General features: G+C 71.3%; 23 protein-coding genes and 2 pseudogenes. 9 read left to right on the top strand and 16 right to left on the bottom strand.

The features are described 5' to 3' along the window. From IF04_RS0123260 to IF04_RS0123245, 4 genes and pseudogenes are all read right to left on the bottom strand, one after another. Nucleotides 1-363 (bottom strand): annotated as a pseudogene (locus IF04_RS0123260) (ADP-ribosyltransferase); the annotation flags it as partial. Continuing rightward, on the bottom strand, nucleotides 360-752 hold the full coding sequence (locus IF04_RS0123255; protein ID WP_030261236.1) for a DUF6507 family protein: 393 nt from the start codon (nucleotides 750-752) through the stop codon (nucleotides 360-362). The gene IF04_RS0123255 and the pseudogene IF04_RS0123260, both read right to left, overlap by 4 nt. Before the next feature lie 47 nt (nucleotides 753-799). Then, a complete protein-coding gene (locus IF04_RS0123250) occupies nucleotides 800-1,111 on the bottom strand; it encodes a pore-forming ESAT-6 family protein (protein ID WP_030261233.1) in 312 nt (103 codons plus the stop codon). 55 nt (nucleotides 1,112-1,166) lie between these two features. Further along, nucleotides 1,167-1,499, bottom strand: a complete 333-nt coding sequence (locus IF04_RS0123245) for a hypothetical protein (protein WP_030261231.1) — start codon at nucleotides 1,497-1,499, stop codon at nucleotides 1,167-1,169. A gap of 195 nt (nucleotides 1,500-1,694) precedes the next feature. Between IF04_RS0123245 and IF04_RS0123240 the strand changes: the two genes are divergently transcribed. Beyond that, nucleotides 1,695-3,086, top strand: coding sequence for an FAD-dependent oxidoreductase (locus tag IF04_RS0123240; protein WP_030261228.1), 1,392 nt, complete (start codon nucleotides 1,695-1,697; stop codon nucleotides 3,084-3,086). Between the two features lie 43 nt (nucleotides 3,087-3,129). Here the strand turns inward: IF04_RS0123240 and hemE are convergent, their stop codons facing one another. Further along, entirely contained in the window at nucleotides 3,130-4,197 is a 1,068-nt protein-coding gene (gene hemE / locus IF04_RS0123235) for a uroporphyrinogen decarboxylase (RefSeq protein ID WP_030261225.1), read from the bottom strand. Nucleotides 4,198-4,356: 159 nt separating this feature from the next. On the opposite strand from hemE, the gene IF04_RS0123230 reads away from it, so the two are divergent. The 3 genes from IF04_RS0123230 to IF04_RS0123220 all read left to right on the top strand — a co-directional run bounded on the left by IF04_RS0123230 (nucleotide 4,357) and on the right by IF04_RS0123220 (nucleotide 7,351). Beyond that, nucleotides 4,357-5,004 carry a DUF3000 domain-containing protein gene (locus IF04_RS0123230; protein WP_030261222.1) on the top strand — a complete coding sequence of 216 codons (648 nt, stop codon included), beginning with the start codon at nucleotides 4,357-4,359 and terminating at the stop codon, nucleotides 5,002-5,004. 257 nt (nucleotides 5,005-5,261) lie between these two features. Beyond that, nucleotides 5,262-5,924: a response regulator transcription factor gene (locus IF04_RS0123225; protein WP_030261220.1), complete on the top strand. Its 663-nt coding sequence runs from the start codon at nucleotides 5,262-5,264 to the stop codon at nucleotides 5,922-5,924. 152 nt (nucleotides 5,925-6,076) lie between these two features. Then, entirely contained in the window at nucleotides 6,077-7,351 is a 1,275-nt protein-coding gene (locus IF04_RS0123220) for a ribonuclease D (protein WP_078600662.1), read from the top strand. A gap of 85 nt (nucleotides 7,352-7,436) precedes the next feature. Here IF04_RS0123220 and IF04_RS0123215 read toward each other — a convergent pair whose 3' ends face one another. Then, nucleotides 7,437-8,135 carry a PepSY domain-containing protein gene (locus IF04_RS0123215; RefSeq protein ID WP_030261214.1) on the bottom strand — a complete coding sequence of 233 codons (699 nt, stop codon included), beginning with the start codon at nucleotides 8,133-8,135 and terminating at the stop codon, nucleotides 7,437-7,439. A gap of 239 nt (nucleotides 8,136-8,374) precedes the next feature. Between IF04_RS0123215 and IF04_RS0123210 the strand changes: the two genes are divergently transcribed. From IF04_RS0123210 to IF04_RS0123200, 3 genes are all read left to right on the top strand, one after another. Further along, nucleotides 8,375-9,592: a thiolase family protein gene (locus IF04_RS0123210; RefSeq protein WP_030261212.1), complete on the top strand. Its 1,218-nt coding sequence runs from the start codon at nucleotides 8,375-8,377 to the stop codon at nucleotides 9,590-9,592. Beyond that, complete coding sequence (locus IF04_RS0123205) at nucleotides 9,589-11,718, top strand: 3-hydroxyacyl-CoA dehydrogenase NAD-binding domain-containing protein (RefSeq protein WP_030261210.1); 2,130 nt, start codon at nucleotides 9,589-9,591, stop codon at nucleotides 11,716-11,718. The genes IF04_RS0123210 and IF04_RS0123205 overlap by 4 nt, the downstream gene beginning before the upstream one ends. A 187-nt stretch (nucleotides 11,719-11,905) precedes the next feature. Beyond that, nucleotides 11,906-12,409 (top strand): hypothetical protein, encoded by a 504-nt coding sequence (locus IF04_RS0123200; protein WP_030261208.1) that lies wholly within the window; start codon nucleotides 11,906-11,908, stop codon nucleotides 12,407-12,409. A 33-nt stretch (nucleotides 12,410-12,442) separates the two neighbouring features. Here IF04_RS0123200 and IF04_RS0123195 read toward each other — a convergent pair whose 3' ends face one another. From IF04_RS0123195 to IF04_RS0123170, 6 genes and pseudogenes are all read right to left on the bottom strand, one after another. Beyond that, nucleotides 12,443-12,952 (bottom strand): NUDIX domain-containing protein, encoded by a 510-nt coding sequence (locus tag IF04_RS0123195; protein ID WP_030261205.1) that lies wholly within the window; start codon nucleotides 12,950-12,952, stop codon nucleotides 12,443-12,445. A gap of 56 nt (nucleotides 12,953-13,008) precedes the next feature. Next, complete coding sequence (locus IF04_RS0123190) at nucleotides 13,009-13,758, bottom strand: Clp protease N-terminal domain-containing protein (protein WP_030261203.1); 750 nt, start codon at nucleotides 13,756-13,758, stop codon at nucleotides 13,009-13,011. Between the two features lie 62 nt (nucleotides 13,759-13,820). Continuing rightward, nucleotides 13,821-14,927: an NlpC/P60 family protein gene (locus IF04_RS0123185; RefSeq protein WP_051831480.1), complete on the bottom strand. Its 1,107-nt coding sequence runs from the start codon at nucleotides 14,925-14,927 to the stop codon at nucleotides 13,821-13,823. Nucleotides 14,928-14,968: 41 nt separating this feature from the next. Continuing rightward, nucleotides 14,969-15,451: a poly-gamma-glutamate biosynthesis protein PgsC/CapC gene (locus IF04_RS0123180; RefSeq protein ID WP_030261199.1), complete on the bottom strand. Its 483-nt coding sequence runs from the start codon at nucleotides 15,449-15,451 to the stop codon at nucleotides 14,969-14,971. A 68-nt stretch (nucleotides 15,452-15,519) separates the two neighbouring features. Beyond that, nucleotides 15,520-16,749 (bottom strand): annotated as a pseudogene (pgsB, locus tag IF04_RS0123175) (poly-gamma-glutamate synthase PgsB); the annotation flags it as partial. Continuing rightward, a complete protein-coding gene (locus IF04_RS0123170; RefSeq protein ID WP_051831479.1) occupies nucleotides 16,725-19,067 on the bottom strand; it encodes a cache domain-containing protein in 2,343 nt (780 codons plus the stop codon). The pseudogene pgsB and the gene IF04_RS0123170, both read right to left, overlap by 25 nt. Nucleotides 19,068-19,286: 219 nt before the next feature. Here IF04_RS0123170 and IF04_RS0123165 point away from each other — a divergent pair, with 219 nt between their 5' ends. Both IF04_RS0123165 and IF04_RS0123155 read left to right on the top strand, forming a co-directional pair. Beyond that, entirely contained in the window at nucleotides 19,287-20,285 is a 999-nt protein-coding gene (locus tag IF04_RS0123165) for a hypothetical protein (protein WP_245654476.1), read from the top strand. Between the two features lie 359 nt (nucleotides 20,286-20,644). Continuing rightward, nucleotides 20,645-21,049 (top strand): NTP pyrophosphohydrolase, encoded by a 405-nt coding sequence (locus IF04_RS0123155; RefSeq protein WP_425428442.1) that lies wholly within the window; start codon nucleotides 20,645-20,647, stop codon nucleotides 21,047-21,049. 7 nt (nucleotides 21,050-21,056) lie between these two features. Here the strand turns inward: IF04_RS0123155 and IF04_RS0123150 are convergent, their stop codons facing one another. The 4 genes from IF04_RS0123150 to IF04_RS0123135 all read right to left on the bottom strand — a co-directional run bounded on the left by IF04_RS0123150 (nucleotide 21,057) and on the right by IF04_RS0123135 (nucleotide 26,970). Then, entirely contained in the window at nucleotides 21,057-22,559 is a 1,503-nt protein-coding gene (locus IF04_RS0123150) for an amino acid permease (protein ID WP_051831478.1), read from the bottom strand. A gap of 172 nt (nucleotides 22,560-22,731) precedes the next feature. Beyond that, nucleotides 22,732-24,681, bottom strand: a complete 1,950-nt coding sequence (gene dxs, locus IF04_RS0123145; protein WP_030261186.1) for a 1-deoxy-D-xylulose-5-phosphate synthase — start codon at nucleotides 24,679-24,681, stop codon at nucleotides 22,732-22,734. A 187-nt stretch (nucleotides 24,682-24,868) separates the two neighbouring features. Continuing rightward, nucleotides 24,869-26,170 carry a sugar ABC transporter permease gene (locus tag IF04_RS0123140; protein ID WP_030261184.1) on the bottom strand — a complete coding sequence of 434 codons (1,302 nt, stop codon included), beginning with the start codon at nucleotides 26,168-26,170 and terminating at the stop codon, nucleotides 24,869-24,871. Next, nucleotides 26,167-26,970, bottom strand: coding sequence for an ATP-binding cassette domain-containing protein (locus IF04_RS0123135; RefSeq protein WP_030261182.1), 804 nt, complete (start codon nucleotides 26,968-26,970; stop codon nucleotides 26,167-26,169). Before IF04_RS0123135 ends, IF04_RS0123140 begins: the two co-directional genes overlap by 4 nt. Nucleotides 26,971-26,990: the final 20 nt, after the last annotated feature.

Here is a 26,990-nt window from a genome sequence, read left to right as displayed (position 1 = left end):
GTAGTCGCCGTCCTCATCGTCCTTGTGGTCCCGGATGAAGTTCTGCGCCTTGGTCTTCAGCTCCGCCAGCTTCGGCACCAGCGGGCGGATCTCATCGGCATAGGCGGACAGCGCCGAGGCGACCGTCTCCAGGCCGTCGGCGAAGCCGTCCGCCCGGTCCTGCACCGGCTTCGTCGTGGCGAAGAGCTGCTCGGCCTCGGGAGCCTTGTAGTACGCCGACAGGCCCTGGAAATGGGAGTGGACGTCCGCGCCGGTGGTGCGGATATGCCCGGCATCCGTCTTCAGCGCCGCATGATCCTTCTCCAGCTGCGCCAGATCACCGGTGTACTGCGGGATCTGATCAGGCTTCAGCTCGATCTTCATGCCTGCTGCGCCCCCGGCTTGCTCGGATCCACATCCACCGCCCCCAACGCCTTGCGCTGCGCCTCCGCGGCCATCTCCAGATCACCATTGGTGTAGGCCGTCGTGGCATCCACCGCGCCGTTGAGCGATTTGCCCGCCCGCATCGCGATGAACTTCAGGTCATTGATGGTGTGCTCGGAGAACTGCGACAGCGCCAGCGCCACCAGCCCCCCGGCCGCCTTCTCCCCGCCCTGCCCGCCGCCCTCGGCGGTGATCGTGCCCGCGCTGGTGGCCGCGGACTGCAGATGGTCCCCGTACGCCTTGGTATGCGTCTCGATCTTCCCGGCGAATTCACCGGTCGTCTTCAGCACACCCTGGATGCCCTGCGGATCCAGATCCCAGCCGGCCATGCCCTACCCCACGCTCCCCGTTACCGGCCCGCCCGTGCCCAGGCAGGTCAGCCGATGTTGTCGACCGCAGACTTGGCCCGGGACAGCGTGTGCTGCGCCGTGCCGTCGTTCTTCTCCAGCGTCGTCTTCAGCAGCTGGATGATGCTCTTGACCTCCTGCGAGGCCCGGTTCCAGCGCAGCTCCTTGCCGTGGTACTCATCCGCCACACCATCGGCCGTGAAGTCCGCCATCGCCGCCTTCACCTGACCATCGCGCGCCGTGATCACCTGCTCCAGCCGCGCAATCACCGTCTGGATATTGCCCTGCGCATCCGCCGACGCACCCGTGTCGTACGAACGACGATCCTGTCCACCAGCCATCACACACACTCCCCGTCACCGAAGACGGCCCGCCCGAGCGGACCGAAGAACCAGCTCAGCGGCTGCCGAACCGCGCCGCGTCGAAATTGGCCGCCGACATCTGCTGCCGCGCGTTGTCCCCGCTCTCCTGATCACCGGAGCTGAACGCCGAATCCATCCCCGACTGACCGCCCAGAATCCCCGACAGAGAACTCTGCAGGGCAGAGGCGATCTCGTCCGAACGGGCCTTGAACTGATCGAAGGCCGCCTTGCCCGAACCGTTGAACTTCCCCTCCAGCGGCGCCGCGGCGTCCACCAGCTGCCGGATCAGCGTCCCCAGATCCTCACTCGACCCACGCGACTTCGACTGCAGCGTCGACAGCGTCTGCGCTCCCATGTCGAACTTCATCAGGCTCCCCCTGCCGGGCTGGACGGCTTGTTTGCCGAGACATCTTCGCAACCCAGGGACATCTCTGCCAACACCGGACACAGTGCTGTGACACAGGCGTGACAGCGGCGCGGGCGCAGGATGGCGGGGGCCGTGGGTCGTAGCCTTTCCGGTGCCGGGCGCGGGTGCGTCCGCGGAGCGAGGAGGGAGCCGGCCATGGCTGAGCGACCGGAGCGACTGGTGGTCGTCGGCGGGGACGCGACGGGGATGTCCGCCGCGTCCCAGGCCCGCAGGCTGCGCAAGCCCGAGGAGCTGGAGATCGTCGCGTTCGAGCGCGGGCACTTCACGTCGTACTCGGCCTGCGGCATTCCGTACTGGGTGGGCGGGGTGGTGGACGAGCGGGACGCGCTGATCGCCCGGACCGCCGCGCAGCACCGGGAGCGGGACATCGACCTGCGCATGCGGACGGAGGTCACGGAGCTGGATGTCGAGAAGCGGCGGGTGCGGTCGCGCGATCTCGAAACCGGCGCGGAGGAGTGGACGGAGTACGACAAGCTCGTGCTCGCGACCGGCGCGACGCCGGTCCGTCCGCCGCTGCCGGGCATCGATGCGCCGGGCGTGCACGGTGTGCAGACCCTCGACGACGGGCAGGCGCTGCTGGACACGCTGGCCCGTACCAAGGGGCGGCGCGCGGTCGTGGTGGGCGCCGGGTACATCGGCGTGGAGATGGCCGAGGCGCTGATCCAGCGCGGGTACGAGGTCACGGTCGTCAACCGCGGTGCGGAGCCGATGTCCACGCTGGACCCGGACATGGGCTGTCTGGTGCACGACGCGATGACGGGGCTGGGCATCGAGATGGTCAACGGTGCCGAGGTGACGGAGATCCGCACCGGGGACGACGGCCGGGCGTGCGGGGTGGTGACGCCGGAGAAGGAGTACCCGGCGGACGTGGTGGTGCTGGGGCTGGGCGTACGGCCGGAGACCACGCTCGCCGAGGCGGCCGGGCTGCCGCTGGGGGCGTCCGGCGGGATTCTCACCGACCTCGCGATGCGGGTGCGCGGGTACGAGGACATCTGGGCGGGCGGCGACTGCGTGGAGGTGCTGGACCTGGTCTCCGGGCGGGACCGGCACATCGCGCTCGGCACGCACGCCAACAAGCACGGCCAGGTCATCGGCTCGGGCGTGGGCGGCGGTTACGCGACCTTCCCCGGCGTGGTCGGCACGGCGGTGAGCAAGGTCTGCGACCTGGAGATCGCCCGTACCGGGCTGCGCGAGAAGGACGCGCGGGCGGTGGGGCTGCAGTACGTGGCCGTCACGATCGAGTCGACGAGCCGGGTGGGGTACTTCCCGAACTCCGCGCCGATGACGGTGAAGATGCTCGCCGAGCGGCTCTCGGGGCGGCTGCTGGGCATGCAGATCGTCGGGCGGGAGGGCGCGGCGAAGCGGGTGGACATCGCGGCGGTGGCGCTGACGGCCAAGATGACGGTCGAACAGATGACGGCGCTGGACCTGGGGTACGCGCCGCCGTTCTCACCGGTGTGGGACCCGGTGCTGGTGGCGGCGCGCAAGGCCGTCCAGGCGGTACGGGCGGACGCCGCGCCGCAGTAGAGGAGCCGGGGCGCCCGCCGTGCGGCGGACGCCCCGCCGCGCCTCAGCGCGCCGTCTGCTCGTGGACGTACTCGACGAGGCGGGTCAGCGCCTCCGGGTCGGTGTTCGGGAGCACGCCGTGGCCGAGGTTGAAGATGTGCCCCTCCAGCCCGGCGGCGGCGTCCAGCACCTCGCGGGCCTTGGTCTCCACGGCCTCGCGCGGGGCGAAGAGCACGGCCGGGTCGATGTTGCCCTGGATCGCCTTGCCGGGACCGACCCGGCGCGCGGCCTCGTCCAGCGGCACCCGCCAGTCGGCGCCCACGACGTCCGCGCCCGCCTCGCCCATCAGGCCGAGCAGCTCGCCCGTGCCGACGCCGAAGTGGATGCGCGGTACGCCGTACCCGGAGACCGCCTCGAAGACCTTCGCGGAGGCCGGCATGACCGAGCGGCGGTAGTCGGCCGGAGCGAGCGCGCCGACCCAGGAGTCGAAAAGCTGCACGGCGCTGGCGCCGGCCTCGATCTGCACCTTCAGGAAGGCCGCGGTGATCTCGGCGAGGCGGTCCAGCAGGTCGGCCCAGAGCTGCGGGTCGCCGTACATGAGCGCCTTGGTGTGCTCGTGGTTGCGGGACGGGCCGCCCTCGACGAGGTAGCTGGCGAGGGTGAAGGGCGCGCCCGCGAAGCCGATGAGCGGGGTGGAGCCCAGCTCGCCGACGAGCATCCGGACCGCCTCGGTGACGTACGAGACGTCCTCGGGCGTGAGGTCGCGCAGCCGCTCCAGGTCGGCGCGGGTCCGGATCGGCCGCTCGACGACCGGGCCGACGCCGGGCTTGATGTCCAGGTCGATGCCGATGGCCTTCAGGGGGACGACGATGTCGCTGAAGTAGATCGCAGCGTCCACGTTGTGCCGGCGTACGGGCTGCAGCGTGATCTCGGTGACCAGCTCGGGCCGCATGCAGGAGTCGAGCATCGCGATGCCCTCGCGGACCTTGCGGTACTCCGGCAGTGAGCGCCCTGCCTGGCGCATGAACCACACCGGCGTGTGCGGGACCGGCTCCCGGCGGCACGCCTTGAGGAACGCGGACTCCCGCGTGCTCTCCGGTGCGAAGGAGGCGGTCGGCTGCTGGCCCGTCATGGGGGTCTCCCCTGCTCGGTCGGAGTGAAGAGCGCGGGGAACGTCGTTGGCACTCACGCACCGAATCTTCGCACGTGCCGTGGGACACCTCCGAACGGGCGACCCGCCCACCGGGTGTCCTCCGCATATGAACACGGCATTGCGCCTAACCTTCCCAGCATGGCAGCGGCTCAGGAACACCTCGCGGACAGCGCGGACGAGACCCCGATCGCCTTCCGTCAGGCGGTCGAGGCCCTCCATGCGGCCCGGTTGCGATCCGAGATCGAGATCGCGCCGATGCCCGCGCCCAAACGGCTCGCGCCGTTCGCGCACGCGCTGGAGGCGACGGTGGTCGAGCGGGACACGGAGGGCGATACGGATCTGGCCGACGGGCGGCTGGTACTGCTGCACGACCCGGCCGGGCACGACGCCTGGCACGGCACTTTCCGGGTGGTGACGCTGGCCCGCGCGGAGCTGGAGCCGGAGCTGGCCACCGATCCGCTGCTGCCGGACGTCTGCTGGTCCTGGCTGACCGGGGCGCTGGAGGCGCGCGGCGTGCCGTACGGCGAGCCGAGCGGCACGGTCACGCGCGCGGGCTCGTACTACTTCGGCGGCATCGGCGACCGGCCGCCGGACACCCAGCTCGAACTCCGGGCTTCCTGGACGCCGGCCGAGGGACCGCACGGGGTGCGGGACATCGGGGCGCATCTGACAGCCTGGTGCGATCTGCTGTGCCAGGTGGCGGGGCTGCCGCCGGCGCCGGTGGAGCCGGCGGGACGGGGCGGTGTGGTGCCGCTGCCGCAGCGCCGGGGACCGCAGCTGCGCTGATCGTTTCTTCTGTCGTACAGGGACCCTGAAACCGCGCGGGCCGCCCCCTCCGAAGGGGCGGCCCGCGCTGCGTATACGTGCCGTCCCGACCTCGATCACCCATCCGATTTGCCCGAATTGCCCAAACTAAATCGTGATCAAACTCTAAAGTCCTGCCGGATTACTGCCGAAGAGGTCTGTGACCCTTCAAACACGGGAGCACTCCGGCTCACTCCCCTGAAGCCGGCTTCCGTCCCCGCCACTCCCCAGGAGGCCCGGTGTCTGTTCTCCTCGAGCAACCTTCGAGCCTGGTCGCCTACCGCCCGAACAAGCCGACGGCCATGGTCGTCGTGGCCGACCCGCGCGTCCGTTCCACCGTCACCCGCCACCTGTGGGCCCTCGGAGTACGCGACGTGATCGAAGCGTCGTCCATCGCGGAGGCCCGCCCCCGCGTCGGCAACCCGCGCGACATCTGCGTGGCCGACGTCCACCTTCCCGACGGCTCCGGCCTCACCCTGCTGTCCGAGACCCGGGCGGCGGGCTGGCCCAACGGCCTCGCGCTCTCCGCCGCCGACGACATCGGCGCGGTACGCAACGCCCTCGCGGGCGGCGTCAAGGGCTACGTCGTCACCGGGACCCGTACCAACCTCGGCATTCCGGGCCGGCCCGGCGCCGCGCCCATCGGCGCGGGCGCGGCCCGCATGCACCGCCGCCCGCCCGGCGCCCCCGGCCACCCCGGCGGCTACCGCGAGCTCTCGGGGCGCGAGGTCGAGGTGCTGAGACTGGTCGCCGAAGGCCAGTCGAACAAGGCCATCGGCGTCTCGATGGGACTCTCGGCCCTCACGGTCAAGAGCCACCTCGCCCGCATCGCCCGCAAGCTCGGCACGGGCGACCGCGCCGGCATGGTCGCCGTCGCGCTGCGCACCGGGATCATCCACTGAGTAACCGGGATCAAGCACTGAGTACCGGGACCACCCGTTGAGGCCGCCCGGCCGCCCGACCGCCTCACCCATAGCGCCTTTACAGAGGCACAGCGTCCGTCGAGGGAACGTTCCCTCGGCGGACGTGGTGCATACACCGATACCCTTGACTGGTGACCGACGCCCAAAAGACCGCAGAAGACTCGACACTGCGAACCCCCGGGGACGCAACGGAAGACCCCCGGCCGGCGCCGGTTCCGCTTCTCGAACCCCGCGAGGGCATCCCGCCCGTGACCGCGACCGATGAGGACCTCGCGCAGGTCGTCGCGGCCTTCGCCGCAGGCAGCGGCCCGGTCGCCGTGGACGCCGAGCGGGCCTCCGGGTACCGCTACGGCCAGCGCGCCTACCTGGTACAGCTGCGCCGCGAAGGGGCCGGCAGCGTCCTGATCGACCCGGTCGCCTGCCCCGACCTGAGCGCGCTGGGCGCGGCCATCGCCGACGCCGAGTGGGTGCTGCACGCGGCGACCCAGGACCTGCCCTGCCTGCGTGACATAGGGATGCTCCCCGCCTCGCTCTTCGACACCGAGCTGGCCGGCCGGCTGGCCGGCTTCGCCCGCGTCGGCCTCGGCGCGATGGTGGAGAACGTCCTCGGCTACGCGCTGGAGAAGGGCCACTCCGCGGTGGACTGGTCCACCCGCCCGCTGCCCGAGCCCTGGCTCCGGTACGCGGCGCTGGACGTGGAGCTGCTGGTCGACCTGCGGGACGCGCTGGAGGAGGAGCTGGACCGGCAGGGGAAGCTGGACTGGGCCCGGCAGGAGTTCGCGGCGATCGCCGCTGCCCCGCCGGCGCCGCCCCGCAAGGATCCCTGGCGCCGCACGTCCGGCATGCACAAGGTGCGGCGACGGCGGCAGATGGCTGTCGTACGGGAGCTGTGGACGGCCCGCGACCGGGTCGCGCAGAAGCGCGACGTCTCGCCGGGCAAGGTGCTGGGGGACGCGGCGATCGTGGAGGCCGCGCTGAACCTCCCGCCGAACGCGCACGCGCTCGCCGCGCTGCCCGGCTTCGGACACCGCATGGGCCGCCGGCAGCTGGAGCAGTGGCAGGCGGCGATCGACCGGGCGCGGACGCTGCCCGAGTCCGAGCTGCCGCAGCCGGGCCAGCCGCTGAACGGTCCCCCGCCGCCGCGCGCCTGGGCCGACAAGGACCCGGCGGCCGCGGCGCGGCTGACCGCGGCCCGTACGGCGGTGACGACGCTCGCCGAGGAGCTGAACCTGCCGCAGGAGAATCTGATCACGCCGGATACGGTGCGGCGGGTTTGCTGGGAGCCCCCGGAGGCGACGAAGCCGGCGGTTGCGGAGGCGCTGGCCGGGTACGGTGCTCGCCCTTGGCAGGTCGAGCTGGTGACGCCGTTGCTGGTGGAGGCGCTGAGTACCGCGTCTGCGGGCTGACGCCTCCCGGGCGTCTTGCCCTCAATCGCCGGACGGGCTGGTGGCATGCCGGCCCGTCCGGCGTTTTCGCCCTGCCGGGCTTGTTTCAGTCCCTGTCGACGTGGGTGCGGAGCACCTTCTTGTTGGACGCGTCGATGTCGTAGGTCGTCTTGTTCCAGTCGTTCTTGGTGACGACGTCGACGGACCAGATTTCCTTGCCCTGGTCGTTGTCGTCCAGCTCGACCGAGCTGACCGTGCCCTTCTTCTTGTCCGTGGCCACCTGGGCCGCCTGCTGGGCGGTGACCTTGGCCTTCTTCAGCCAGCCGGCGAGCTTCGCCTTGTCGTCGGCGTCCTCGTCGCTGTCGGTCCGGGGCTTGGCCGCCTTCCCGGAGGCCGCGTCGACGGTGACCATGCTCTTGGTGCCGTCAGTGGTGGCGACCTCGGTCTCCCACACCGGCTTGCCGTTCATCCCGCGCTTCAGCTCGGCCGAGACCGGCTTGGAGCCGGACACCGCGCCGGTGGCGGCCGACAGCGCCTTGTCGTAGGTGATCTTCGCCTTCGGGATGAGGGCCTTGCGCTCGGTCTGGTCCTCGGTGAGCTTGCCGCTCGTGGTCGGAGAGGCGGCGGCGGACTTGCCGCCATCGGACGCCTTCGGGGACGCGGAGCCGCCCCCGCCTCCGCCGTTGTCGTCGCCGCAGCCGGTGACCAGGGCGCCCGCCACCGCCACGGCACACAGCAGGCCGGCCGCGCGCAGCCGCGCCGCGCGATTCCCGTACGCGAGCGTTCCGCTTCGCTTCGTATCCATGGGGGCAGAGTAGGGGCGGTACGTCCCCTTACGTCCGCGGCGCAGCGAAGACCGGCCGAAGCCACCCGGATCGCGGGAAGCCTCTGGACACCTCCGGAGCAACAGCAGGTGAATGTGACGTTCGCCGCTCCGGCCGAGGGGGCTGGGCAGGTTGGTTACCCGCAAGTAGCATGACGGTGGGCAGCGCGCCATGAGTGCGCCCCGCAGCAGTGCCATCCCGCACCTGGAGGAGAGCCAACGTGCCTCGTACCGCTAGGGACGTCGTCTTCGTCGACGGCGTCCGCACCCCGTTCGGCAAGGCGGGCCCGAAGGGCATCTACCACGAGACCCGCGCCGACGACCTGGTCGTCAAGTGCATCCGGGAGCTGCTGCGCCGCAACCCGGATCTGGATCCGGCCCGCATCGACGAGGTCGCGCTCGCCGCGACGACCCAGATCGGCGACCAGGGCCTGACCCTGGGCCGGACCGCCGGAATTCTGGCCGGTCTGCCGCAGTCCGTACCCGGCTTCTCGATCGACCGGATGTGTGCGGGTGCGATGACCGCCGTGACGTCCATCGCGGGCGGCGTGTCCTTCGGCGCGTACGACATCGCCGTGGCCGGCGGCGTCGAGCACATGGGCCGCCACCCCATGGGCGAGGGCGTCGACCCGAACCCGCGGTTCGTCAGCGAGAAGCTGGTCGACCAGTCCGCTCTGTTCATGGGCATGACTGCCGAGAACCTTCACGACCGGCTGCCGCACATCACCAAGCAGCGCGCGGACGAGTACGCGGTGCGCTCGCAGGAGAAGGCGGCCAAGGCGTACGCGGACGGGAAGATCCAGGCCGATCTGGTGCCGATCTCCGTGCGCCGCACCAACGCGGAGGCCGGTGAGACCGGTTGGGGTCTGGCCACCGCCGATGAGCCGATGCGGCCGGGGACGACCCTGGAGAACCTCGCGGGCCTCAAGACCCCGTTCCGTGCGCACGGGCGGGTCACCGCGGGTAACGCCGCCGGTCTGAACGACGGTGCCACCGCCTCGCTGATCGCCGCCGAGGACGTGGCGCGCGAGCTGGGCCTGCCGGTCAAGATGCGCCTGGTGGACTACGCGTTCGCGGGTGTCGAGCCGGAGGTCATGGGCATCGGCCCGGTCCCGGCGACCGAGAAGGCGCTGGCCAAGGCCGGTCTGACGATCGATGACATCGGTCTCTTCGAGATCAATGAGGCGTTCGCCGTTCAGGTGCTGTCGCTTCTTGACCACTACGGCATCGCCGACGACGACCCGCGCGTCAACCAGTACGGCGGCGCCATCGCGTTCGGCCACCCGCTTGCCTCCTCCGGTGTGCGTCTGATGACGCAGCTGGCGCGGCAGTTCGAGGAGCAGCCGCACGTCCGCTACGGCATCACCACCATGTGTGTCGGCTTCGGCATGGGTGGCACCGTGATCTGGGAGAACCCGCACTTCGAGGGGAACAAGTGACTACTACCGCAGAGCTTCTGAAGGGCGCGGCCGAGCTCTTCCCCGACGAGGTCGTGACCCAGGCGCACGTACGCCACCTCGACCTCCCGCAGGGCGCCGGCAAGTTCGCGCTCATCACGCTGGACAACGGCCTCGACCACACCAAGCCGACCACCTTCGGGCCGCAGTCGCTGGCGAACCTCAACGTCGCCATCGACCAGGTCGAGAAGGAGGCCGCGGACGGCGGCATCGTCGGCGTCGGCATCACCGGCAAGCCGTTCATCTTCGCCGTCGGCGCCGACCTCAAGGGCGTCGAGCTGCTGAAGAAGCACGAGGACGCGCTCGCCATCGGCAAGGGCGGCCACGACGTCTTCAAGCGGCTGTCGCAGCTCGCCGTGCCGACCTTTGCGTACTACAACGGCGCGGCCATGGGCGGCGGCGTCGAGGTCGGTCTGCACTGCAGCTACCGGACCGTGTCGAAGGCCGTGCCGGCCTTCTCGCTGCCCGAGGTCTTCCTCGGCCTGGTGCCCGGCTGGGGCGGCTGCGTACTGCTGCCGAACCTGATCGGCGCGGACCGTGCCGTGAGCGTGATCATCGAGAACTCGCTCAACCAGAACAAGCAGCTCAAGGGCCAGCAGGTCTACGACCTCGGGATCGCCGACGCGCTCTTCGAGGGCGCGGACTTCCTGGAGCAGTCGCTGATCTGGACCGCGTCCGTCCTCAAGGGCGAGACCGAGGTCGTCCGGGCCGAGCTGGACCGCGGCGACGCCTGGGACCAGGCCGTGGCGCGCGGCAAGGCCATCGCCGACGGCAAGGTGCACGGCGCCGCTCCGGCCGCGTACCGCGCGCTGGACATCATCGCCAAGGCCAAGAACGGTGACCTGCGGCAGGGCTTCGACGCCGAGGACCAGGCCCTCGCGGACCTGATCATGGGCGGCGAGCTGCGCAGCGGCATCTACTCGTTCAACCTGGTGCAGAAGCGCGCCAAGCGCCCGGCCGGTGCGCCGGACAAGAACCTGGCCCGCCCGGTCACCAAGGTCGGCGTGGTCGGTGCCGGTCTGATGGCCTCTCAGCTGGCGCTGCTCTTCGCGCGCCGCCTCGAGGTGCCGGTCGTACTGACCGACATCGACCAGGCGCGGATCGACAAGGGCGTGGAGTACGTCCACGGCGAGATCGACAAGCTGCTGCTGAAGGGCCGCGTCAACCAGGACAAGGCCAACCGCCTCAAGGGCTTGGTCTCCGGCGTCCTGGACAAGGCGGAGGGCTTCGCCGACGCGGACTTCGTCATCGAGGCCGTGTTCGAGGAGATGGGCGTCAAGCAGCAGGTGTTCGCGGAGGTCGAGGCGGTCGCCCCGGCGCACGCCATCCTCGCCACCAACACCTCCTCGCTGTCCGTCTCGGAGATGGCGTCGAAGCTCAAGCACCCCGAGCGGGTCGTGGGCTTCCACTTCTTCAACCCGGTCGCGATCCTGCCGCTGCTGGAGATCGTGCGCGGCGAGAAGACCGACGACGCGTCGCTGGCCACCGCCTTCTCGGTCGCCAAGTCGCTGAAGAAGACGGCCGTCCTGTGCAAGGACGCGCCCGCCTTCGTCGTGAACCGCATCCTGACCCGCTTCATGGGCGAGATCCAGAACGTCATCGACGAGGGCACCCCGGTCGCCGTCGCCGAGAAGGCCGTCGAGCCCCTCGGTCTGCCGATGTCGCCGCTGGTCCTGCTGGAGCTGGTCGGCCCGGCGATCGGCCTGCACGTCTCGGAGACCCTGAACCGCGCCTTCCCGGAGCGCTTCAAGGTCTCGCCGAACCTCAAGGCCGTCGTGGACGCCGGCAAGCGCGGCTTCTACGTGTACGACTCGGGCGCGCCCGAGCTGGACCCGGAGGTCGCGGCGCTCCTCCAGCAGGGCGACACCGTCCTCACCGAGGAGCAGACCCGCGACCGCGTCCTGGACGCCGTCGCGCAGGAGATCGGCCTGATGCTGGACGAGGGTGTCGTCGCTGAGGCGCAGGACATCGACCTGTGCCTGATCACCGGCGCCGGCTGGCCCTTCCACCTGGGCGGCATCACGCCGTACCTGGACCGTGCGGGCGTCTCCGAGCGCGTGAACGGCAAGAAGTTCCTCGCCCCGGGCGTCGCGAGCGTGCCCGCGTAACGCGGCCGCACACGCCCCCCACGGGCGAACTGCCCCGGCACCATCCCTCAGTGGTGCCGGGGCAGTTCTGTGCGCGGGTGGACGTTAGCGAGACGTTAGCCGTACGGCGGTGGATCACCAGCAGCGGCCGACACTCTTGTTCTCACACACCGGGACACCACGCAGAGAACAGAGAACGGGGACGCACATGCTGCACCGCACCACCCTCCGCCACGCCCGCAAGGCCGCCGCCGCCATGGTGATCGCCGTAGCCGCGCTCGGGCTCACCGCCTGCCAGGAAGGCGGCACCGGCGCCTCGTCCGCCCCCTCGGCCTCGGCCTCGTCGCCCTTCGCGCACGCCACGCAGTCCCCCACCGGCACGGACACCGCCAAGGACACCGCCACGGACAAGACCTCCCGGAGCGCCACCGAGGCCACGCCGTCGGCCACCGCCACGCAGTCCGACGCGCGCTGCACGGACCAGCTCGACTACGCGGGCGACCCGAGGTCCAACGCCGAGATCAATTCCATCGGCGCGGAGACCGGCCACTGCCCGGCACCGGAGAAGGCCGGCACGCCGTCGGGCACCCCCAAGAAGCCCGACGTGAGCTGCACGAACCAGATCAACTACGCCGGAGACCCCCGGCCCAACGCCGAGATCAACACCATCGGCGAGAAGACCGGCTACTGCCCGCCCGTGCAGGATCAGTGAGGCAAGGGCGGCCGTCGCGGCCCCGGGCGCCGTTCAGTGGTGCCAGGGCAGCCGTACGGGCTTCACTGGCAGGCGGTCGGTGAGGATGTCCGTGAGGAGGCCCGCGAGGCCGTACGGGTAGACCTCCTCCTCCGGCGCCGCCAGCTCCCCGGCCGTCCACCACCGGTGGTCCACGATGGTCGCCCGCTCATGGGCCTCGAAGCCGCCGGTGTCCACGTCGTGCCGGGCCACCCGGCACACGTAGAAGACGTCCGAGAACCAGCCCCGCTTCCACCCCAGGTCCGCGTACCCGGACGTGCGGGCCACCGGCCCGGTCAGCTCCGTGTGCGGCACCGACAGGCCGGTCTCCTCGGCCAGTTCGCGCGCCGCGGCCCGCGCCGTGCGCTCCCAACGGTGCACTCCCCCGCCGGGCGTGAACCAGCAGTACCCGGCCGCCGGCCGCCCCGGCTCCCGGAGCGACCGGAAGAGGAGCACCCGGCCGCCGCCGTCGACGAGCAGTACCCGGGCCGAGCGGCGCCCCCGTAACCGTCTGAGTATCGGCATCGACGCAGACTACAGCCGCCTGCAGCGGCCGGGCACGGCTCCCGCATGACGGGCCGTCACTCCTTGCCGTGTGCCGCCATGATGGTTTCCAGGGCCTCCGTGACCCATTCCTCGGCGGCCTCCTTCGTGATGCCGAGGCCGGTCAGGATGCCCTCGCCGTCCTCCTGTTCCAGGAGGGCGAGCAGCAGGTGCTCGGTGCCGATGTAGTTGTGGCCGAGGCGCAGGGCCTCGCGGAAGGTCAGTTCGAGGGCCTTTTTGGCCGCGGCGTCGAAGGGGATGAGGGCGGGGACGTCGCCGTCCGTGGCCGGGGGCAGGGCGGCGACGGCGGCCTCGCGCAGGGCCTCGGGTGTGCTGCCCTGGGCGGCGACGGCCTTCATCGCGAGCCCCTCCGGTTCGGCGAGGAGGCCGAGGATCAGGTGGCCAATCCGGATCTCGGGATGGCCGGCCGCCTTGGCCTCGTTCTGGGAGGTGACGACGACGTTGCGGGCGCGCCGCGTGAAGCGGCCGAAGCCCTCGTTCGGGTCGAGGTCCGGGGTCGCGGGGCCCTTCGGGACGAAGCGCTTCTGGGCCGCCTGCTTCGTGACGCCCATGCTCTTGCCGATCTCCGTCCAGGACGCGCCGGATCGGCGGGCCTGGTCCACGAAGTGGCCGATCAGGTGGTCGGCCACGTCGCCGAGGTGGTCGGCGGCGAGGACCGCGTCGGTGAGCTGGTCGAGGGCGTCGGTGTGCACCTTCTTGATGGCCTCGATCAGGTCGTCGAGGCGCACCGGGTGCGTGCTGCGTACGGGTTCCACGGAATCTGCCATGCGTCAACGGTAGGTTGACGATGCCCGAGCGTCAACCCTGGGTTGTCGATTTCCCTCGCTCATCACAGTCGCTTGGCGCTGCGCAGCCGCTCCGCGTAGTAGCCGTCCCCGTCCAGCCACGACACCCCGCCCTTGCCGCTGACGGTCGGCCCATTGGCCTCTTCCCGGCTGGAGAGGAAAATCTTGTGCCCGTCGCTGTCATGACCCACGTACACCCCGACGTGGTCCAGCCGGGCGCCGGTGCGCGCGTCCAGTTCGAAGAAGACCAGATCGCCCGGCTGCAGGACGTCGATGGAGGCCGGGCGGGCGCCGGGACCACCGCCCCGCGGCGGGATGACGTCCGCGCCGATCGCGGAGCGCGCCATGGCGTCAGAGATGCGGGGCAGCCCACCGCCCGACTGCCCCCTGGACCTCAGCGGATAGTGGGCGCGGTAGCCGTACAGCAGGCGAATGAAGCCCGAGCAGTCCACGGCGTGGTACCGGGCGGCCTCGGGCCGGGCGGTGACGCCGTCCCGGTAGGTGTACGGGATGCCCAGGTAGTCGTAGAAGTCGGACTTCTCCTCGCGCAGATCGTTCCCCAGGCTGCCGTGCGGATTCAGCGGACCGAAGGCGGCGTCACCGGCGTATGCGACGCCCTTGGCGTCCTTCTTCACCGGGGCCCGGTCCACGTACTGGAAACCCATCGCGAGGATGTCGTCCTGCTCGCTGCCGTAGTGCCGCCCGAACCAGTCCTGGAACCACCGCTCCTTCTCCGCTCCCTGCCGCCACTGCTTCGGCAGCAGCCGCACCCAGTCCTCCGTCACCACCCTCGACGCGGTGGTCGCGGGCTCGGTGAAGACACGGCTGGGGCCCTTGAGAGCGGCGGTGCGGGCGCCGTCGGTGAAGGTGGCCAGCACTTCGCCGTGCGCGCCGCGCAGCACCGAGCGGTCGGGGTGCCGCAGCCGCTCCCAGTGCCTGCGCCCGGTCCCGGTGTGCCGGCCGGCGCCCGCCGCCGGCACCGCGCCGTCGGTGACCGCTTCCAGCGGCGGCAGTGCCGCCTGCTCCCGCTCGCGCAGCTCCACGGTCAGATACGCGCCGGCCGCGAGCAGCGCGAGCACGGTGACGGTGTGCAGGAGGGGTCGTCTCTTCTTGTGCTGGTTCTTGTGCGTCTTCCTGTACGCGGCGCTCATCCTCTGGCTCGGTTCCTGTCTTCCTGTTTCCGTACGGGGCGTCAGGCGGACGGCATGAAGCCGAGGAGAATGCCGGCGGTGAGGACGACGAACGCCAGCAGGGTCACCGAACCGGTGGCCAGCAGCGTGGGCCCCTTGGGCTGGCGGACGAGCTGATAGGCGATCAGGCCGGGGACGATGAAGCCGAGCGTCTGATTCGCGTACAGCAGCGGGAACTCCATCGACAGCACGATCATCACGGTCGACTGCAGCACCACGCCGGTGAGCACGACCGCGGCGAACAGCCGCTTGCCATAGAGGATCACGAAGCGCTGAAGGATCACGGCGGAGACGTAGGTGAGCGCGGTGACTTCCACGACCATCGCGGCGCGCTGGAGGTCCTCCACGAGGGTGAGCGCCAGCCAGCCGGGGGTGATCATGCCGCCCGGCGAGAGATTGGTCGCGAGATAGCAGACCAGCGAGAAGAGCAGGCCGAGGGCGATCCCGATCGCGGCGATCTCAGGAGTGAGGACGGACGGGATCAACGGTCTTCTTCTCCTGGGCTCTGCCGTGCTTGCGGCTCGAACACGCCGCGCTGGTACGGGATTCCGACGGCCGCCGCGACGGTCGGCGCCGCGGCGTCATCGGCGGACGGTTCGGAGTCACCGGCGGGCAGCTCGGCCAGCTGCTCCAGCAGCGACTCGCCCTGACCATGGATATTGCCGATGGCCACGAGCGAGGAATCGGGTGCCAGCCGCCCGAGCAACTCCGCCATGAGCTCCTCCGGGGCGCGCCGGTCACCGCCCAGGTCGACGGCCCGGTCCCGCCACCCGGGGGGAATCGCGTCGATGGCGCTCTTCACGGGGTGCCCGATGACGAAGACCTGTTCGGGCGCCAGTTCCGGGATCAGCCGGCCCATCTGGCCGTTGCGCTCGACGCGGTCGGGACGGCAGTTGATGACGATGCTGAGCGGCCGGTGGATGGCGCCCAGGTCCAGGAGCCGGCGGATGTTCATCAGCGTCGACTCGGGGTCGTTGGCGGCGAAGACATTCGCGAACCGAAGCTTCTTGCCGTCCTCGGTCCGGTACCGCTCGACGGAGAGCACGCCGGGGTCCGGGGGCGCGTCGTACATGCCCTTGAGGGCCGTCGCGCGGTCCACGCCCAGCAGGCCGGCGACGGTGAGGGCGATCGCCACGTTCTCCTTGAAGGTGAACCAGCCGAATCCGCGCATCTCCTCGTCCGTCACCTTCTCCGGATCGGCATGGACGAGAACGCAATTCCTGGCCGCCGCCTCCTCCTGGAGGATGGCGAGGCGATCCCTCTCGGCGGTGACGCAGACACCGCGCTCCGGCATGGACCGGCACAACGAGCGCGCCACATCGTCCAGCGTCGGCCCCATCTCGGCGAGATGGTCCTCGCGGACGTTGCACAGCACGCCGATCGTGGAGCGGATCAGCTTGGACTGATTGATCTCCTGGAGCGCGGGCATCACGGCCATGCACTCGATGACCAGCGCGTCCGGGCGGTACATCGCCGCGCGCCGCACGATGCCGATCTGCTCGGCGACATTGGCGATGCCGAACTTGCGGTGGACGGGCTCCTCGGTGGCGTCCGGGTGGATGAACCGGGCGGCCGTACCGGTGGTCTTGGCGACCGTGGTCAGCCCGCCGCCACGCAGCGCGCCCGCGCACAGGCGGGTGATGGAGCTCTTGCCGCGGATGCCGTTGACCAGTACCCGTGTGGGTATCCGTTCGAGGCTGGCGAAGTGCCGGCGCTGCTCGATGACGCCGGCCACCAGCAGCACCACGCACGACACCATCAGAACGGTGTAGAGAAAGAGCACGGCGGTTCAGTTCCTTCTTCGTGCGAGTGCGATGGCGGTACGGCGTCCCGGCTGCGCGACCGGCCGCCCCGGAGCCGCTGCCGAATGAGCTCCAGGCGGCGGGCGATGGCGCCGACCTCGTCGTGCTGGCGTGGATAGAGCACCGTGCGGCGGTCGCCGCCGGCCAGCGCCTCGGCCTGTCCGGCGAGTGCGCGCAGCGGCCGTACGACGCCGATGCCCAGCCAGCCGAGGCAGGCCACGGCCGCGGTGGTGCCCAGCAGCCCGGCCAGCACCGTGCGGTTCTCCAGGCTGACCACGGGGATCGCGAGCCGGGAGACGGGCTGCGCGCTGACCACGGTCCAGCCGAGCGATCCGGCCTCGCCGGAACCGGAGAACGGCGCGGCGGCCACGATCCGCGGACCGTCCGCGTCGTGCCGGAGAGCACCGCGGGCGCGCCGGTCCGTCCCCGTACGGGCCTGCGCCACAAGGGAGCGCGACCCGTCGTCGTCGAGCCGGTCGAAGGCGAGGTAGCCGGCGTTACCCGCGATGACCCGGCCCCGGGGGTCCACGACGCGGATCTCGCCCAGCCCCGGTCTGCGCAGCAGCGAGTTGACGAAGTCGATCCGGAACTCGCCGACCACGGCGGTGCCCCTGCGGCCCGGTACCGCCGCCGTACCGACGACCAGCGGTTCCTCGGCCCGGTCGTCGAGCACCCGCACCGGCACCGTGGACGGGCCCCTGCCCGGCGGGCTGTGCGGCTCGCCCCCGGCGCGCGCGAGGACCGTGCCGCGTGCGTCGAGCACGTACAACGAGGCGTACCGCGGGTGGGCGGCGAGGGCGCGGCGCAGGACGGGGGTCAGCTGCGCGGGCCGGGTGCGGTCGCCGAGCAGACCGGCGACCGAGACCAGGTCGGCCCGGCCCTCGTTGAGCGCCCGGCGCACCCGGTCGGAGAGGGTGTCGGTACGCTCCCGCTGGTCGTCGACGAGCTGCTGCGGTACGGTCCCCCGCCCCGTGGCGACGGCTTCCCCGGCCCGGTTGAGCACCAGCAGCAGCGGTACGCACCACACGAGCAGCAGGGTGGCGCACACGGCGACCAGCGCGCGGCTGCCGAAGCGGGCGCGCCGCCGCGGCAGGTGGCCGCTCGGCCCCTCCTCGCCGACCCCCTCCCCCAGCATCTGGCGGCGCAGGATCTCCAGCGCGGCGCCGATGCGTGCGGGCTCGCCGTAGCGGGGCACGGTCACGGGGTGGGCCAGGTCACCGCGCGCCAGCCGTCGGCTCTCCAGGAAGAGCCGGATCAGGGGGCGTTGGACGGCCCCGAACAGCAGGGTGACGACGAGGCCGCCGAGGACCAGCAGGGCACCGGCGGCCGGCAGACCGAAGAGCGGGCCGCGGGCGGTTTTCGGATCCTCGGGCACCTCGACCATGGCGACCACGGTCAGGCCGAGGCCGGTGGCGACGGTGGCCTCGCCGGGCACGGGTCCGGCGAGACCGGCGTATCCGGCGATCGCGCGCAGGCCGCCACGGCCGGCCGCGTCCCGCGCCCCGGCGCCGTCCTGACCGGGTGTGGCGCGGCGGCCGTCACCGATGAGCGATCCGCTGATGCCCGGAAAGCCGCCGGAGCCCGGTTCCTTGGCGGTGAGGGGGTTGCGGCCGGCGAGCCGGGCGGCGTCCGTCGCGAAGGCTGTCAGCTGCTGCCGGGCCCGGGCAACGTCCGCGCGGGCGGCGGTACGAATCTGTTCGCGCTCGGGGATGCCGGTGCTGCTGAGGACGGTGCCCTGCCGGTCGACGACGGCGAGGGAACGCCCGTCGCCGAGGCTGATCCCGGGGAATGTCAGGCCGGTGGAGGCGACCAGCAGCTGCCGCGGCCGGCCGGGGCCGTCCAGCAGGGCGAAGGTGAGAAGGCGGAACTCGCCGCCCGGGAGCCGGACCACCAGGGGCGAGGGGCCGCCCTGGCGGCTGAGGCGGGTGCGGTCCATGACGCTGTGCGGCAGGTGCTCACCGCGGGCGGCGAGGAGCCGGCCGGACGCACTGTCGATGACGGCGGTGCCGTACCACTTCTGGTACACGGTGCCGAGCTTGTCGAGCACGGTGTCGGCGGGGACCGGAGCGGCGGCGTTGAACAGTCCCGCGACCCGCTCGATGTCGGTGACACTCTCGTCGATGGAGGCGCGCATGGCGATCGCTCCGTCCTCGGCGAAGTGCTGCTGGGAGGTCAGTACGCCCTGGGGCACCGGGTCCTGTGCCGTCCGGCCGAGTGTGCGGGCGGTGAGGCCCGCCAGGGCGAGGAGCAGGACCGACAGCACGGCGATGGGCGGGCCGACGCCGCCCAGCAGAGGCATGCCGGCCCTCCGGCGGCCCGGGTGCCGCCGCTTCGCAGCCGAAGAGCCCAACGCGGGGCTCCTTTCGGGGGGTTGAGGAAGAACGATCAAGCCAAGGCACGATAACCACGCGAATGGCGGTATCACCGGGGAAAGATCCTGATGTGACGGGCATCGCTATCCGAATACGGCGCTTCGCCGGTAATTCACCGCATCTGGCTGATTACACTCCGTACGACCATGACCACGACCATGCACCGGGCGAGAGTCACAAGGTTGACGCGGGCGACGCGCACCCTGGCGGCGGTGGCGTCGGCGGCCGCCCTGACGGTCCTGACGGCTTGTCAGGGGCCCCATGGCGGCGTTGACGGCCTGCGTGACGACCCGGTCGGCCACCGCGCCGCCGGGCAGTCCCGCACCGACGTCGACCTCGCCCGTCACGTGCGGGAGTACACCGCGGGCTTCTCCTCGTCGGGCGGCTACTCCCCGCCCGCCCCGGCCGAGCGCCGCGCGATCGCCGAGGGGGTCGGGCTGCTGCTCGACGGCCGCCGGGGCGCGGCCCGCGAGCGGCTCGCGGACGCCGGCTACACCGTACGGACCCTCACCGACCGTGCCACCGGCCGTCGTGTCGCCGAGGTCGCCGGCCGCAGCCGGAGCGCCGAGGCCCGCCGCGGCTGGGGCCGGGTCTATCTCGACCTGGACGCGACAGCCCGCTGGTCGGTACAGGTACCGCACCCGGTGGCCGATCTGGACACCGAGCGGCTGGGCACCGGCGTCCTGCGCGGCGCCCGCGGTGGCGTGCTGGTCCTGGCGGGCGCACACCGCGCGGCGGGCCACGGCGACGCCGCCGATGCGGCACATCGCCGCGACACGGTCTTCGACGCGGTCTGCACCGAGCTCGTACGCCGCGGCCTGCCCGCCGTACAGATCCACGGCTTCGCCCACGACTCGGCACCCCGCTACGACGCGATCGTCTCCACCGGCCGCGGGACCGACGGCCGCCCGGACGCCCGCAGGCTCGCCGACGCGCTGCGCGACCGCGGCTTCCGGGTGTGCCGTGCCTGGGCCCGGTCCTGCCCGCTGGAGGGCAGGACCAACGTCCAGGGCAGCCGCGCCGCCGCCTCGGGGGTGCCCTTCCTGCATGTCGAGTACGCGCGGGAGGTGCGGAAGGACGAGGGCCGGGCGGACATGGCCGCGGGGGCGATGGCCGGCGTCACGCCGACGTGGGGCCGCGGCTAGGCCCCGGAGCGGGCTGGACGTGGAAGGCGGTGGTTGCCTCGAGGGCGGCCCGCAACTGCTGATGGTGCGGCTGGTCACTGCACTCGTAACGGAACTGGGCTGCCGCGAGCCCGCCGCACTCGCCGAACAACTCGTCACTCTCGCGGACGGGGCCGCCAGCCGCGCCATGGTGCTGAGCGATGCGGACTACGGACGAGACGCGCGGGCAGCAGCAGAGTCCTCCTGGAAAACGCTCTGCCAGGCACGAGCTGCCGAGGACGACGTCCCCAGTGGAGTACCGTCCCCGCCGACAGCCGCCGCCCCCTGTGGATAACCGCACCGCATCCCTGCCCAGCTGCCACGATGGACGCATGACAGTGATGACCACTCTGATCGTCGACGGCGCCAATGTCGTCGGCTCGGTGCCCGACGGCTGGTGGCACGACCGGCGGGGCGCGGCCGAGCGGCTGCGCGACGGCCTCGTGGCGTACGGCGAGAGCGGGCTGCCCGGCCTCGCGGATCCGCCGGTGGAGCTGGTGCTCGTCGTGGAGGGCGCGGCGCGCGGGGTGGCGAGCGTCGACGGCGTACGGGTGGAGTCGGCCGACGGCAGCGGTGACGACCGCATCGTCGAACTGGTCGCGGCGCGGCCCGAGGGACGGCCGTGTGTGGTCGTGACGGCCGACCGGGGGCTGCGGGCGCGCGTGGAGGCGCTGGGCGCCCGGGTGACGGGCCCCCGTTCCGTACGCCCGGTCGGCACCGGCGGCGGCCGGGCGTACGGCAGATGAGGAGCCGTCAGCCGCGCCGCCCCATGCGGCTGTGCGACCGCCCGTACACGAAGTAGAAGGCGAGCCCGACGGCCATCCAGATGGCGAACCGCAGCCAGGTCTCCGCCGTCAGGTTGATCATCAGCCACACGGACGCCATGACGGACAGGATCGGCACCAGCGGCACCAGCGGGGTTCGGAAGGTACGCGGCAGGTCGGGGCGGGTGCGGCGCAGAATGATCACGCCCACGGCGACCACGACGAAGGCGAACAGCGTGCCGATGTTGACCAGCTCGGCCAGCACGTCGATGGACGTGAAGCCGGCCACCACGGCGACCACCGCGCCGAGCGCGATCGTGGACCGGTAGGGCGTACCGAAGCGCGGGTGGACCGTGGAGAAGACCCGGGGCAGCAGGCCGTCGCGGCTCATCGCGAAGAAGACCCGGCTCTGGCCGAGCAGCAGGATCATGCTGACGGAGGTGAGGCCGACGGCCGCGCCGAAGCTGATCAGACCGGCCCAGAAGGGGTGCCCGATGTCCTTGAAGGCGTCGGCGAGCGGCGCGTCCGTGGAGAGCCGGCTGTACTTCTGCATGCCGGTGACGACGATGGACACGGCGACGTAGAGGATCGTGCAGATGATCAGCGAGCCGAGGATGCCGCGCGGCACGTCGCGCTGCGGATTGCGGGCCTCCTCGGCGGCGGTGGCGACGATGTCGAAGCCGATGAAGGCGAAGAAGACCACGGCGGCGGCCGCGAAGATGCCCATCACCCCGAAGCTCGCCGGGGTGAAGCCGAACATCAGCTGGACCAGCGGCGCCTGCCAGCCGCTGCCGCCCTCGCTGGGCACGGACTCCGGCACGAACGGCTCGTAGTTCGAGCCGTTGATGAAGAACGCGCCGACCGCGATGACGATCAGTACGACGGTGACCTTGACGCCCACGACCACCGCGGTCACCCGCGACGACAGCTTCATGCCCGCGACCAGAATGGCCGTCAGCACGAGCACGAGGATGCAGGCCAGCAGGTCGAATCCGAACTGCCCTTCGTGCGTACCGGAGAGGCCCGCCGGCAGCTGTACGCCCGCGGAGTCCAGCAGCGAGCGGATGTAACCGGACCAGCCCACGGACACCACCGCACAGGCCAGCGCCAGCTCCAGGACCAGGTCCCAGCCGATGATCCAGGCGGGGAACTCGCCCAGCGAGGCGTAGGAGAAGGTGTACGCGGAGCCGGCGACCGGGACGGTGGAGGCGAACTCGGCGTAGCAGAGGGCGGCCAGCGCGCAGACCACCCCGGCGGCGATGAACGAGAGGGCGACCGCCGGGCCCGCCGTCTCCTTGGCGATCTTGCCGGTGAGGACGAAGATGCCGGTACCGATGATCACCCCGACGCCGAAGACCGTCAGATCCAGCGCGGACAGTGACTTCTTGAGCGCGTGCTCGGGCTCCTCGGTGTCGCGGATCGACTCCTCGACCGTCTTGGTACGGAAAAGGCCGCGGCGGCGGCCCTCCTGCTCTGGCAACGAACTGCTCATGGGCGAACCTCCGCCTGGGCGACCGTCAATGAATCCCCAACTGACCGAGTCTCGGCAATTGCGGGGAAAGGTCACTGACGGCGTGCCCGGAGGCGCCACAGATCACTCGATATGCGGAGGGACCGGCCCGCACCCGGAGGAGTGCGGACCGGTCCCTCCGGCGTCGGACCGATCAGTCCTGGGCGACCTGGGCCGGCTCGGCGGCCGGCGCGTCCTCGGCGTCCGCGGCGTCGTCGTAACGACCGTCGATCTTCGCGACCAGGCCGGTGACCTGGCGGGCGATGTCCGGCGCGGTGAGGCCGATCTCGGCCATGATCTCCTTGCGCGACGCGTGGTCGAGGAACTTCTCGGGGATGCCGAAGTCGCGCAGCGGCACGTCCACGCCCGCGTCCCGCAGCGCCTGCGCGACCGCGGAGCCGACGCCGCCGGAGCGGATGTTGTCCTCGACCGTGACCACGACACGGTGGCGGTCGGCCAGGCCCGGCAGGGCCGCGTCGACCGGCTTGACCCAGCGCGGGTCGACGACGGTCGTGGAGATGCCCTGCTTGTCCAGCAGGTCGGCGATCTCCAGGCACATCGGGGCGAGCGCGCCGACGGAGACCAGCAGCACGTCGGGCTTCTTGACGTCCTTCGCCGGCGCGCGCAGCACGTCCATGCCGCCGATGCGGCCGACCGCCTCGACGGCCGGGCCGACCGCGCCCTTGGAGTAGCGCACCACGGTCGGCGCGTCATCGACCTCGACGGCCTCGCGCAGCTGGGCGCGTACCTGGTCGGCGTCGCGCGGCGCGGCGATCCGCAGGCCCGGGACGACCTGCAGCAGCGACATGTCCCACATGCCGTTGTGCGAGGCGCCGTCGGTGCCGGTGACGCCGGAGCGGTCCAGGACGAAGGTGACGCCGCACTTGTGCAGCGCCACGTCCATCAGGACCTGGTCGAAGGCGCGGTTGAGGAACGTCGCGTACAGCGCGAAGACCGGGTGCAGGCCGCCGGTGGCCAGGCCGGCGGCGGAGACCGCGCCGTGCTGCTCGGCGATGCCCACGTCGTAGATCCGGTCGGGGAACGCCTCGGCGAACTTCTTCAGGCCGACCGGCTGCAGCATGGCCGCGGTGATCGCGACGATGTCCTTGCGCTCGCGGCCGAGCTTGACCATCTCCTCGCCGAACACCGAGGTCCAGTCGGCGCCGCCGGACGACACCGGCAGACCGGTGTCGGGGTGGATGACGCCGATGCCGTGGAAACGGTCGGCCTCGTCCTGCTCGGCGGGCTTGTAGCCGCGGCCCTTCTCGGTCAGGCAGTGCACGATGACCGGGCCGCCGAAGCGCTTGGCGCGCTGCAGCGCGGACTCCAGCGCCTCCATGTCGTGGCCGTCGATCGGGCCGACGTACTTCAGGCCGAGGTCCTCGAACATGCCCTGCGGGGCGACGAGGTCCTTCAGGCCCTTCTTGGCGCCGTGCAGCGCGTCGTAGACCGGCTTCCCGACGACCGGGGTGCGGTCCAGGATCTCCTTGCCGCGGGCGAGGAAGCGCTCGTAACCGTCGGTCGTACGGAGGGTGGCGAGGTGGTCGGCCAGGCCGCCGATGGTCGGAGAGTAGGAGCGCTCGTTGTCGTTGACGACGATGACCAGCGGGCGGTCCTTGGCGACCGCGATGTTGTTCAGCGCCTCCCAGGCCATGCCGCCGGTGAGCGCGCCGTCGCCGATCACCGCGACGACGTGGTCGTCCTTGCCGCGCACCTGGTTGGCCTTGGCCAGGCCGTCGGCCCACCCGAGCACCGTGGAGGCGTGGCTGTTCTCGATGACGTCGTGCTCGGACTCGGCGCGCGAGGGGTAGCCGGACAGGCCGCCCTTGGCGCGCAGCTTCGAGAAGTCCTGGCGGCCGGTCAGCAGCTTGTGGACGTAGGACTGGTGTCCGGTGTCGAAGAGGACCTTGTCCTGGGGCGAGTGGAAGACGCGGTGCAGGGCGATGGTCAGCTCGACCACGCCGAGGTTCGGGCCGAGGTGTCCGCCGGTCTTGGAGACGGCGTCGACGAGGAACGTCCGGATCTCCGCCGCGAGCTGCTCGAGCTGCTCCGGGCCGAGCCGGTCCAGATCGCGCGGTCCCCTGATACGGGTCAGCAGGGCCACCCGTGCCTCCTTGTGCGTCGAGCTGTTTTCCGGACCTTCGCTACCGGTCCGAGCTGATCGAGCTTGCCGATCAGACGAGTCTAATGTTCCGCGCGCTGCCACTGCGCGCGGGCCGTGCGAGGAATGTCACGCATATGGCCCCTGCCCGGAGGGAACCGGGCAGGGGCCGGGCGGCGGGCCGGGCGTGTCAGGTGCGGCCGGCCGTTTTCTGGGTGCGGCGGGAGACCGAGTCGATCACGACGGCGGCCAGCAGCACCGCGCCGGTGATCATGTACTGGATCTCGCTGGCCATGCCCAGCAGGTTCAGGCCCTGCTGGATGGACTGGATGACCAGCATGCCCAGCAGCGCCGACCAGATCTTGCCGCGGCCGCCGAAGAGGCTGGTGCCGCCGATGACCGCCGCGGCGATCACGTTCATCAGCGTGTTGCCCGCGCCGAGGTTCTTCGTGGCGCCGCCGGAGAGGCTGGCGATGAAGAGCCCGCCGAAGGCCGCGAGCATCCCGGAGATCGCGAAGACCGTGATCCGGATCTTGTCGACGTTGATACCGGCCCGGCGCGCGGCCTCCGCGTTGCCGCCGACCGCGAAGATCTGCCGGCCGTAGGTCGTGCGGCGGACCACGAAGTCGGCGACGACCAGGACGGCCAGGAAGACGACCAGGGCGAGCGGCAGGCCGCGCGCGCCAGCCGGCTCATTGAGCACGTACGCGACGGCGAAGGCGATCACCGCGACCACGGCGGTGCGCAGGCCCACCTCGCTCAGCGGCCGCGAGGGCAGCCCGGCGGCCTTGCGCCGCTTGGTGTCCAGCAGCAGCGAGCCCGCGTACGCCAGGACGGCGACCAGCGCCAGCCCGTACGCCGCCGCCTTGTCCTCGAAGTAGTAGCCCGTGAGGTAGGCGACCACGCTGCCGTCCGGCGTGTTGATGGAGCCTTCCTTGCCCATCATCCAGATCTGCAGGCCGCTCCAGCCGAGGAAGCCGGCCAGGGTGACCACGAAGGCGGGCACGCCGATCTTGGCGAAGAAGAAGCCGTGCAGCGCGCCGATCAGCAGGCCGCAGAAGATGGCGATCAGTACGGACAGCCAGTCGTTCAGGCCGTTCGTCACGCTGAGCACGGCCCAGACCGCGGCGCCGACGCCCGCCACCGAGCCGACCGAGAGGTCGATCTCGCCCAGCAGCAGGACGAAGACGATGCCGACGGCCATGATGCCGAGGCCGGAGGTGTAGATGCCGATGTTCGCGAGGGAGCCGGCGGAGAGGAAGCTGCTGGTCTGCAGCTGGAAGATCACCGCGATGACGATCAGGCCGAGGACGACCGGGAGCGAGCCCAGCTCGCCGCCGCGCATCCGCCGGGTGAAGTCGGTCCAGTACCCCTTGAAGCCCTGCTCGCGGACGAGCAGGCGGGGGTCGACGGCCGCGGCCGGGACGGCACTCTTCTCTGCCGACTGCTCCGGCGTGGCGCCCGCGTCGCTCTTGGTGAGGTCGCTGCTCATGACGCGCCCTGCTCCTTCTTCACCTGGTCCGTGCGGGCCTTGCGGCGCGTGACGGCATTGTCCGAGGCGCCGGTGATGGCGGCGATGATCTCTTCGTGGGAGGTGTCCGCCACAGGGAAGACGCCGTTGTTGCGGCCGAGGCGCAGCACCGCGACGCGGTCCGCGACGGCCTGTACGTCGGCCATGTTGTGGCTGATCAGGATCACGCCGTGGCCGCGCTCGCGGAGCCGCTCGACGAGGTCGAGGACCTGCGCGGTCTGCTCGACGCCGAGCGCCGCGGTCGGCTCGTCGAGGATGACGACCTTGGGGTCGCCGATCAGCGCGCGGGCGATGGCGACGACCTGGCGCTGGCCGCCGGAGAGCGCCGCGACGGGGATGCGGACGCTGGGGATGCGGATGGACAGGGTGTCCAGCAGCTCCTTGGCGCGCTTCTCCATGGCGATCTCGTCCAGCACGGAGGCGCGGCGCAGCTCGCTGCCGAGGAAGAGGTTGGCGACGACATCGAGGTTGTCGCAGAGCGCGAGGTCCTGGTAGACGGTGGCGACACCGAGCTCCTGGGCGTCGTGCGGCCGGTTGATGCGGACCGGACGCCCCTCCCACTCGATGGTGCCTTCGTCGATGGGGTGGACCCCGGCGATGGTCTTGACGAGGGTCGACTTGCCGGCGCCGTTGTCGCCGACCAGGGCGACCACCTCACCGGCTTCGATCTCCAGCGTGACGTCCGTGAGCGCCTGGACGGCGCCGAACCGCTTGGAGACCGAGCGCAACGCCAGCACGGGCGCAGCGGACACGTGAATCATCTCCTTCGCCGCCTGTCGGG

The sequence above is a fragment of the Streptomyces violens genome (assembly GCF_000717745.1).
GTDB lineage: Bacteria > Actinomycetota > Actinomycetes > Streptomycetales > Streptomycetaceae > Streptomyces > Streptomyces violens.
Note: the sequence above shows the minus strand (reverse complement) of the source record. Positions and strands in the feature narration are given on the sequence as shown.

Excerpts from the sequence above, each read along its gene's own strand:
- IF04_RS0123240 (WP_030261228.1), top strand. The coding sequence starts at position 1,695 with ATGGCTGAGCGACCGGAGCGACTGGTGGTCGTCGGCGGGGACGCGACG.
- IF04_RS0123165 (WP_245654476.1), top strand. The coding sequence starts at position 19,287 with ATGACCACGACCATGCACCGGGCGAGAGTCACAAGGTTGACGCGGGCG.
- IF04_RS0123185 (WP_051831480.1), bottom strand. The coding sequence starts at position 14,927 with ATGAGCGCCGCGTACAGGAAGACGCACAAGAACCAGCACAAGAAGAGA.
- IF04_RS0123250 (WP_030261233.1), bottom strand. The coding sequence starts at position 1,111 with ATGGCTGGTGGACAGGATCGTCGTTCGTACGACACGGGTGCGTCGGCG.
- IF04_RS0123190 (WP_030261203.1), bottom strand. The coding sequence starts at position 13,758 with ATGGCAGATTCCGTGGAACCCGTACGCAGCACGCACCCGGTGCGCCTC.
- IF04_RS0123195 (WP_030261205.1), bottom strand. The coding sequence starts at position 12,952 with ATGCCGATACTCAGACGGTTACGGGGGCGCCGCTCGGCCCGGGTACTG.
- IF04_RS0123215 (WP_030261214.1), bottom strand. The coding sequence starts at position 8,135 with ATGGATACGAAGCGAAGCGGAACGCTCGCGTACGGGAATCGCGCGGCG.
- IF04_RS0123170 (WP_051831479.1), bottom strand. The coding sequence starts at position 19,067 with ATGCCTCTGCTGGGCGGCGTCGGCCCGCCCATCGCCGTGCTGTCGGTC.
- IF04_RS0123255 (WP_030261236.1), bottom strand. The coding sequence starts at position 752 with ATGGCCGGCTGGGATCTGGATCCGCAGGGCATCCAGGGTGTGCTGAAG.
- IF04_RS0123155 (WP_425428442.1), top strand. The coding sequence starts at position 20,645 with ATGACCACTCTGATCGTCGACGGCGCCAATGTCGTCGGCTCGGTGCCC.
- hemE (WP_030261225.1), bottom strand. The coding sequence starts at position 4,197 with ATGACGGGCCAGCAGCCGACCGCCTCCTTCGCACCGGAGAGCACGCGG.
- IF04_RS0123245 (WP_030261231.1), bottom strand. The coding sequence starts at position 1,499 with ATGAAGTTCGACATGGGAGCGCAGACGCTGTCGACGCTGCAGTCGAAG.
- IF04_RS0123230 (WP_030261222.1), top strand. The coding sequence starts at position 4,357 with ATGGCAGCGGCTCAGGAACACCTCGCGGACAGCGCGGACGAGACCCCG.
- IF04_RS0123200 (WP_030261208.1), top strand. The coding sequence starts at position 11,906 with ATGCTGCACCGCACCACCCTCCGCCACGCCCGCAAGGCCGCCGCCGCC.
- IF04_RS0123150 (WP_051831478.1), bottom strand. The coding sequence starts at position 22,559 with ATGAGCAGTTCGTTGCCAGAGCAGGAGGGCCGCCGCCGCGGCCTTTTC.
- IF04_RS0123135 (WP_030261182.1), bottom strand. The coding sequence starts at position 26,970 with ATGATTCACGTGTCCGCTGCGCCCGTGCTGGCGTTGCGCTCGGTCTCC.
- IF04_RS0123140 (WP_030261184.1), bottom strand. The coding sequence starts at position 26,170 with ATGAGCAGCGACCTCACCAAGAGCGACGCGGGCGCCACGCCGGAGCAG.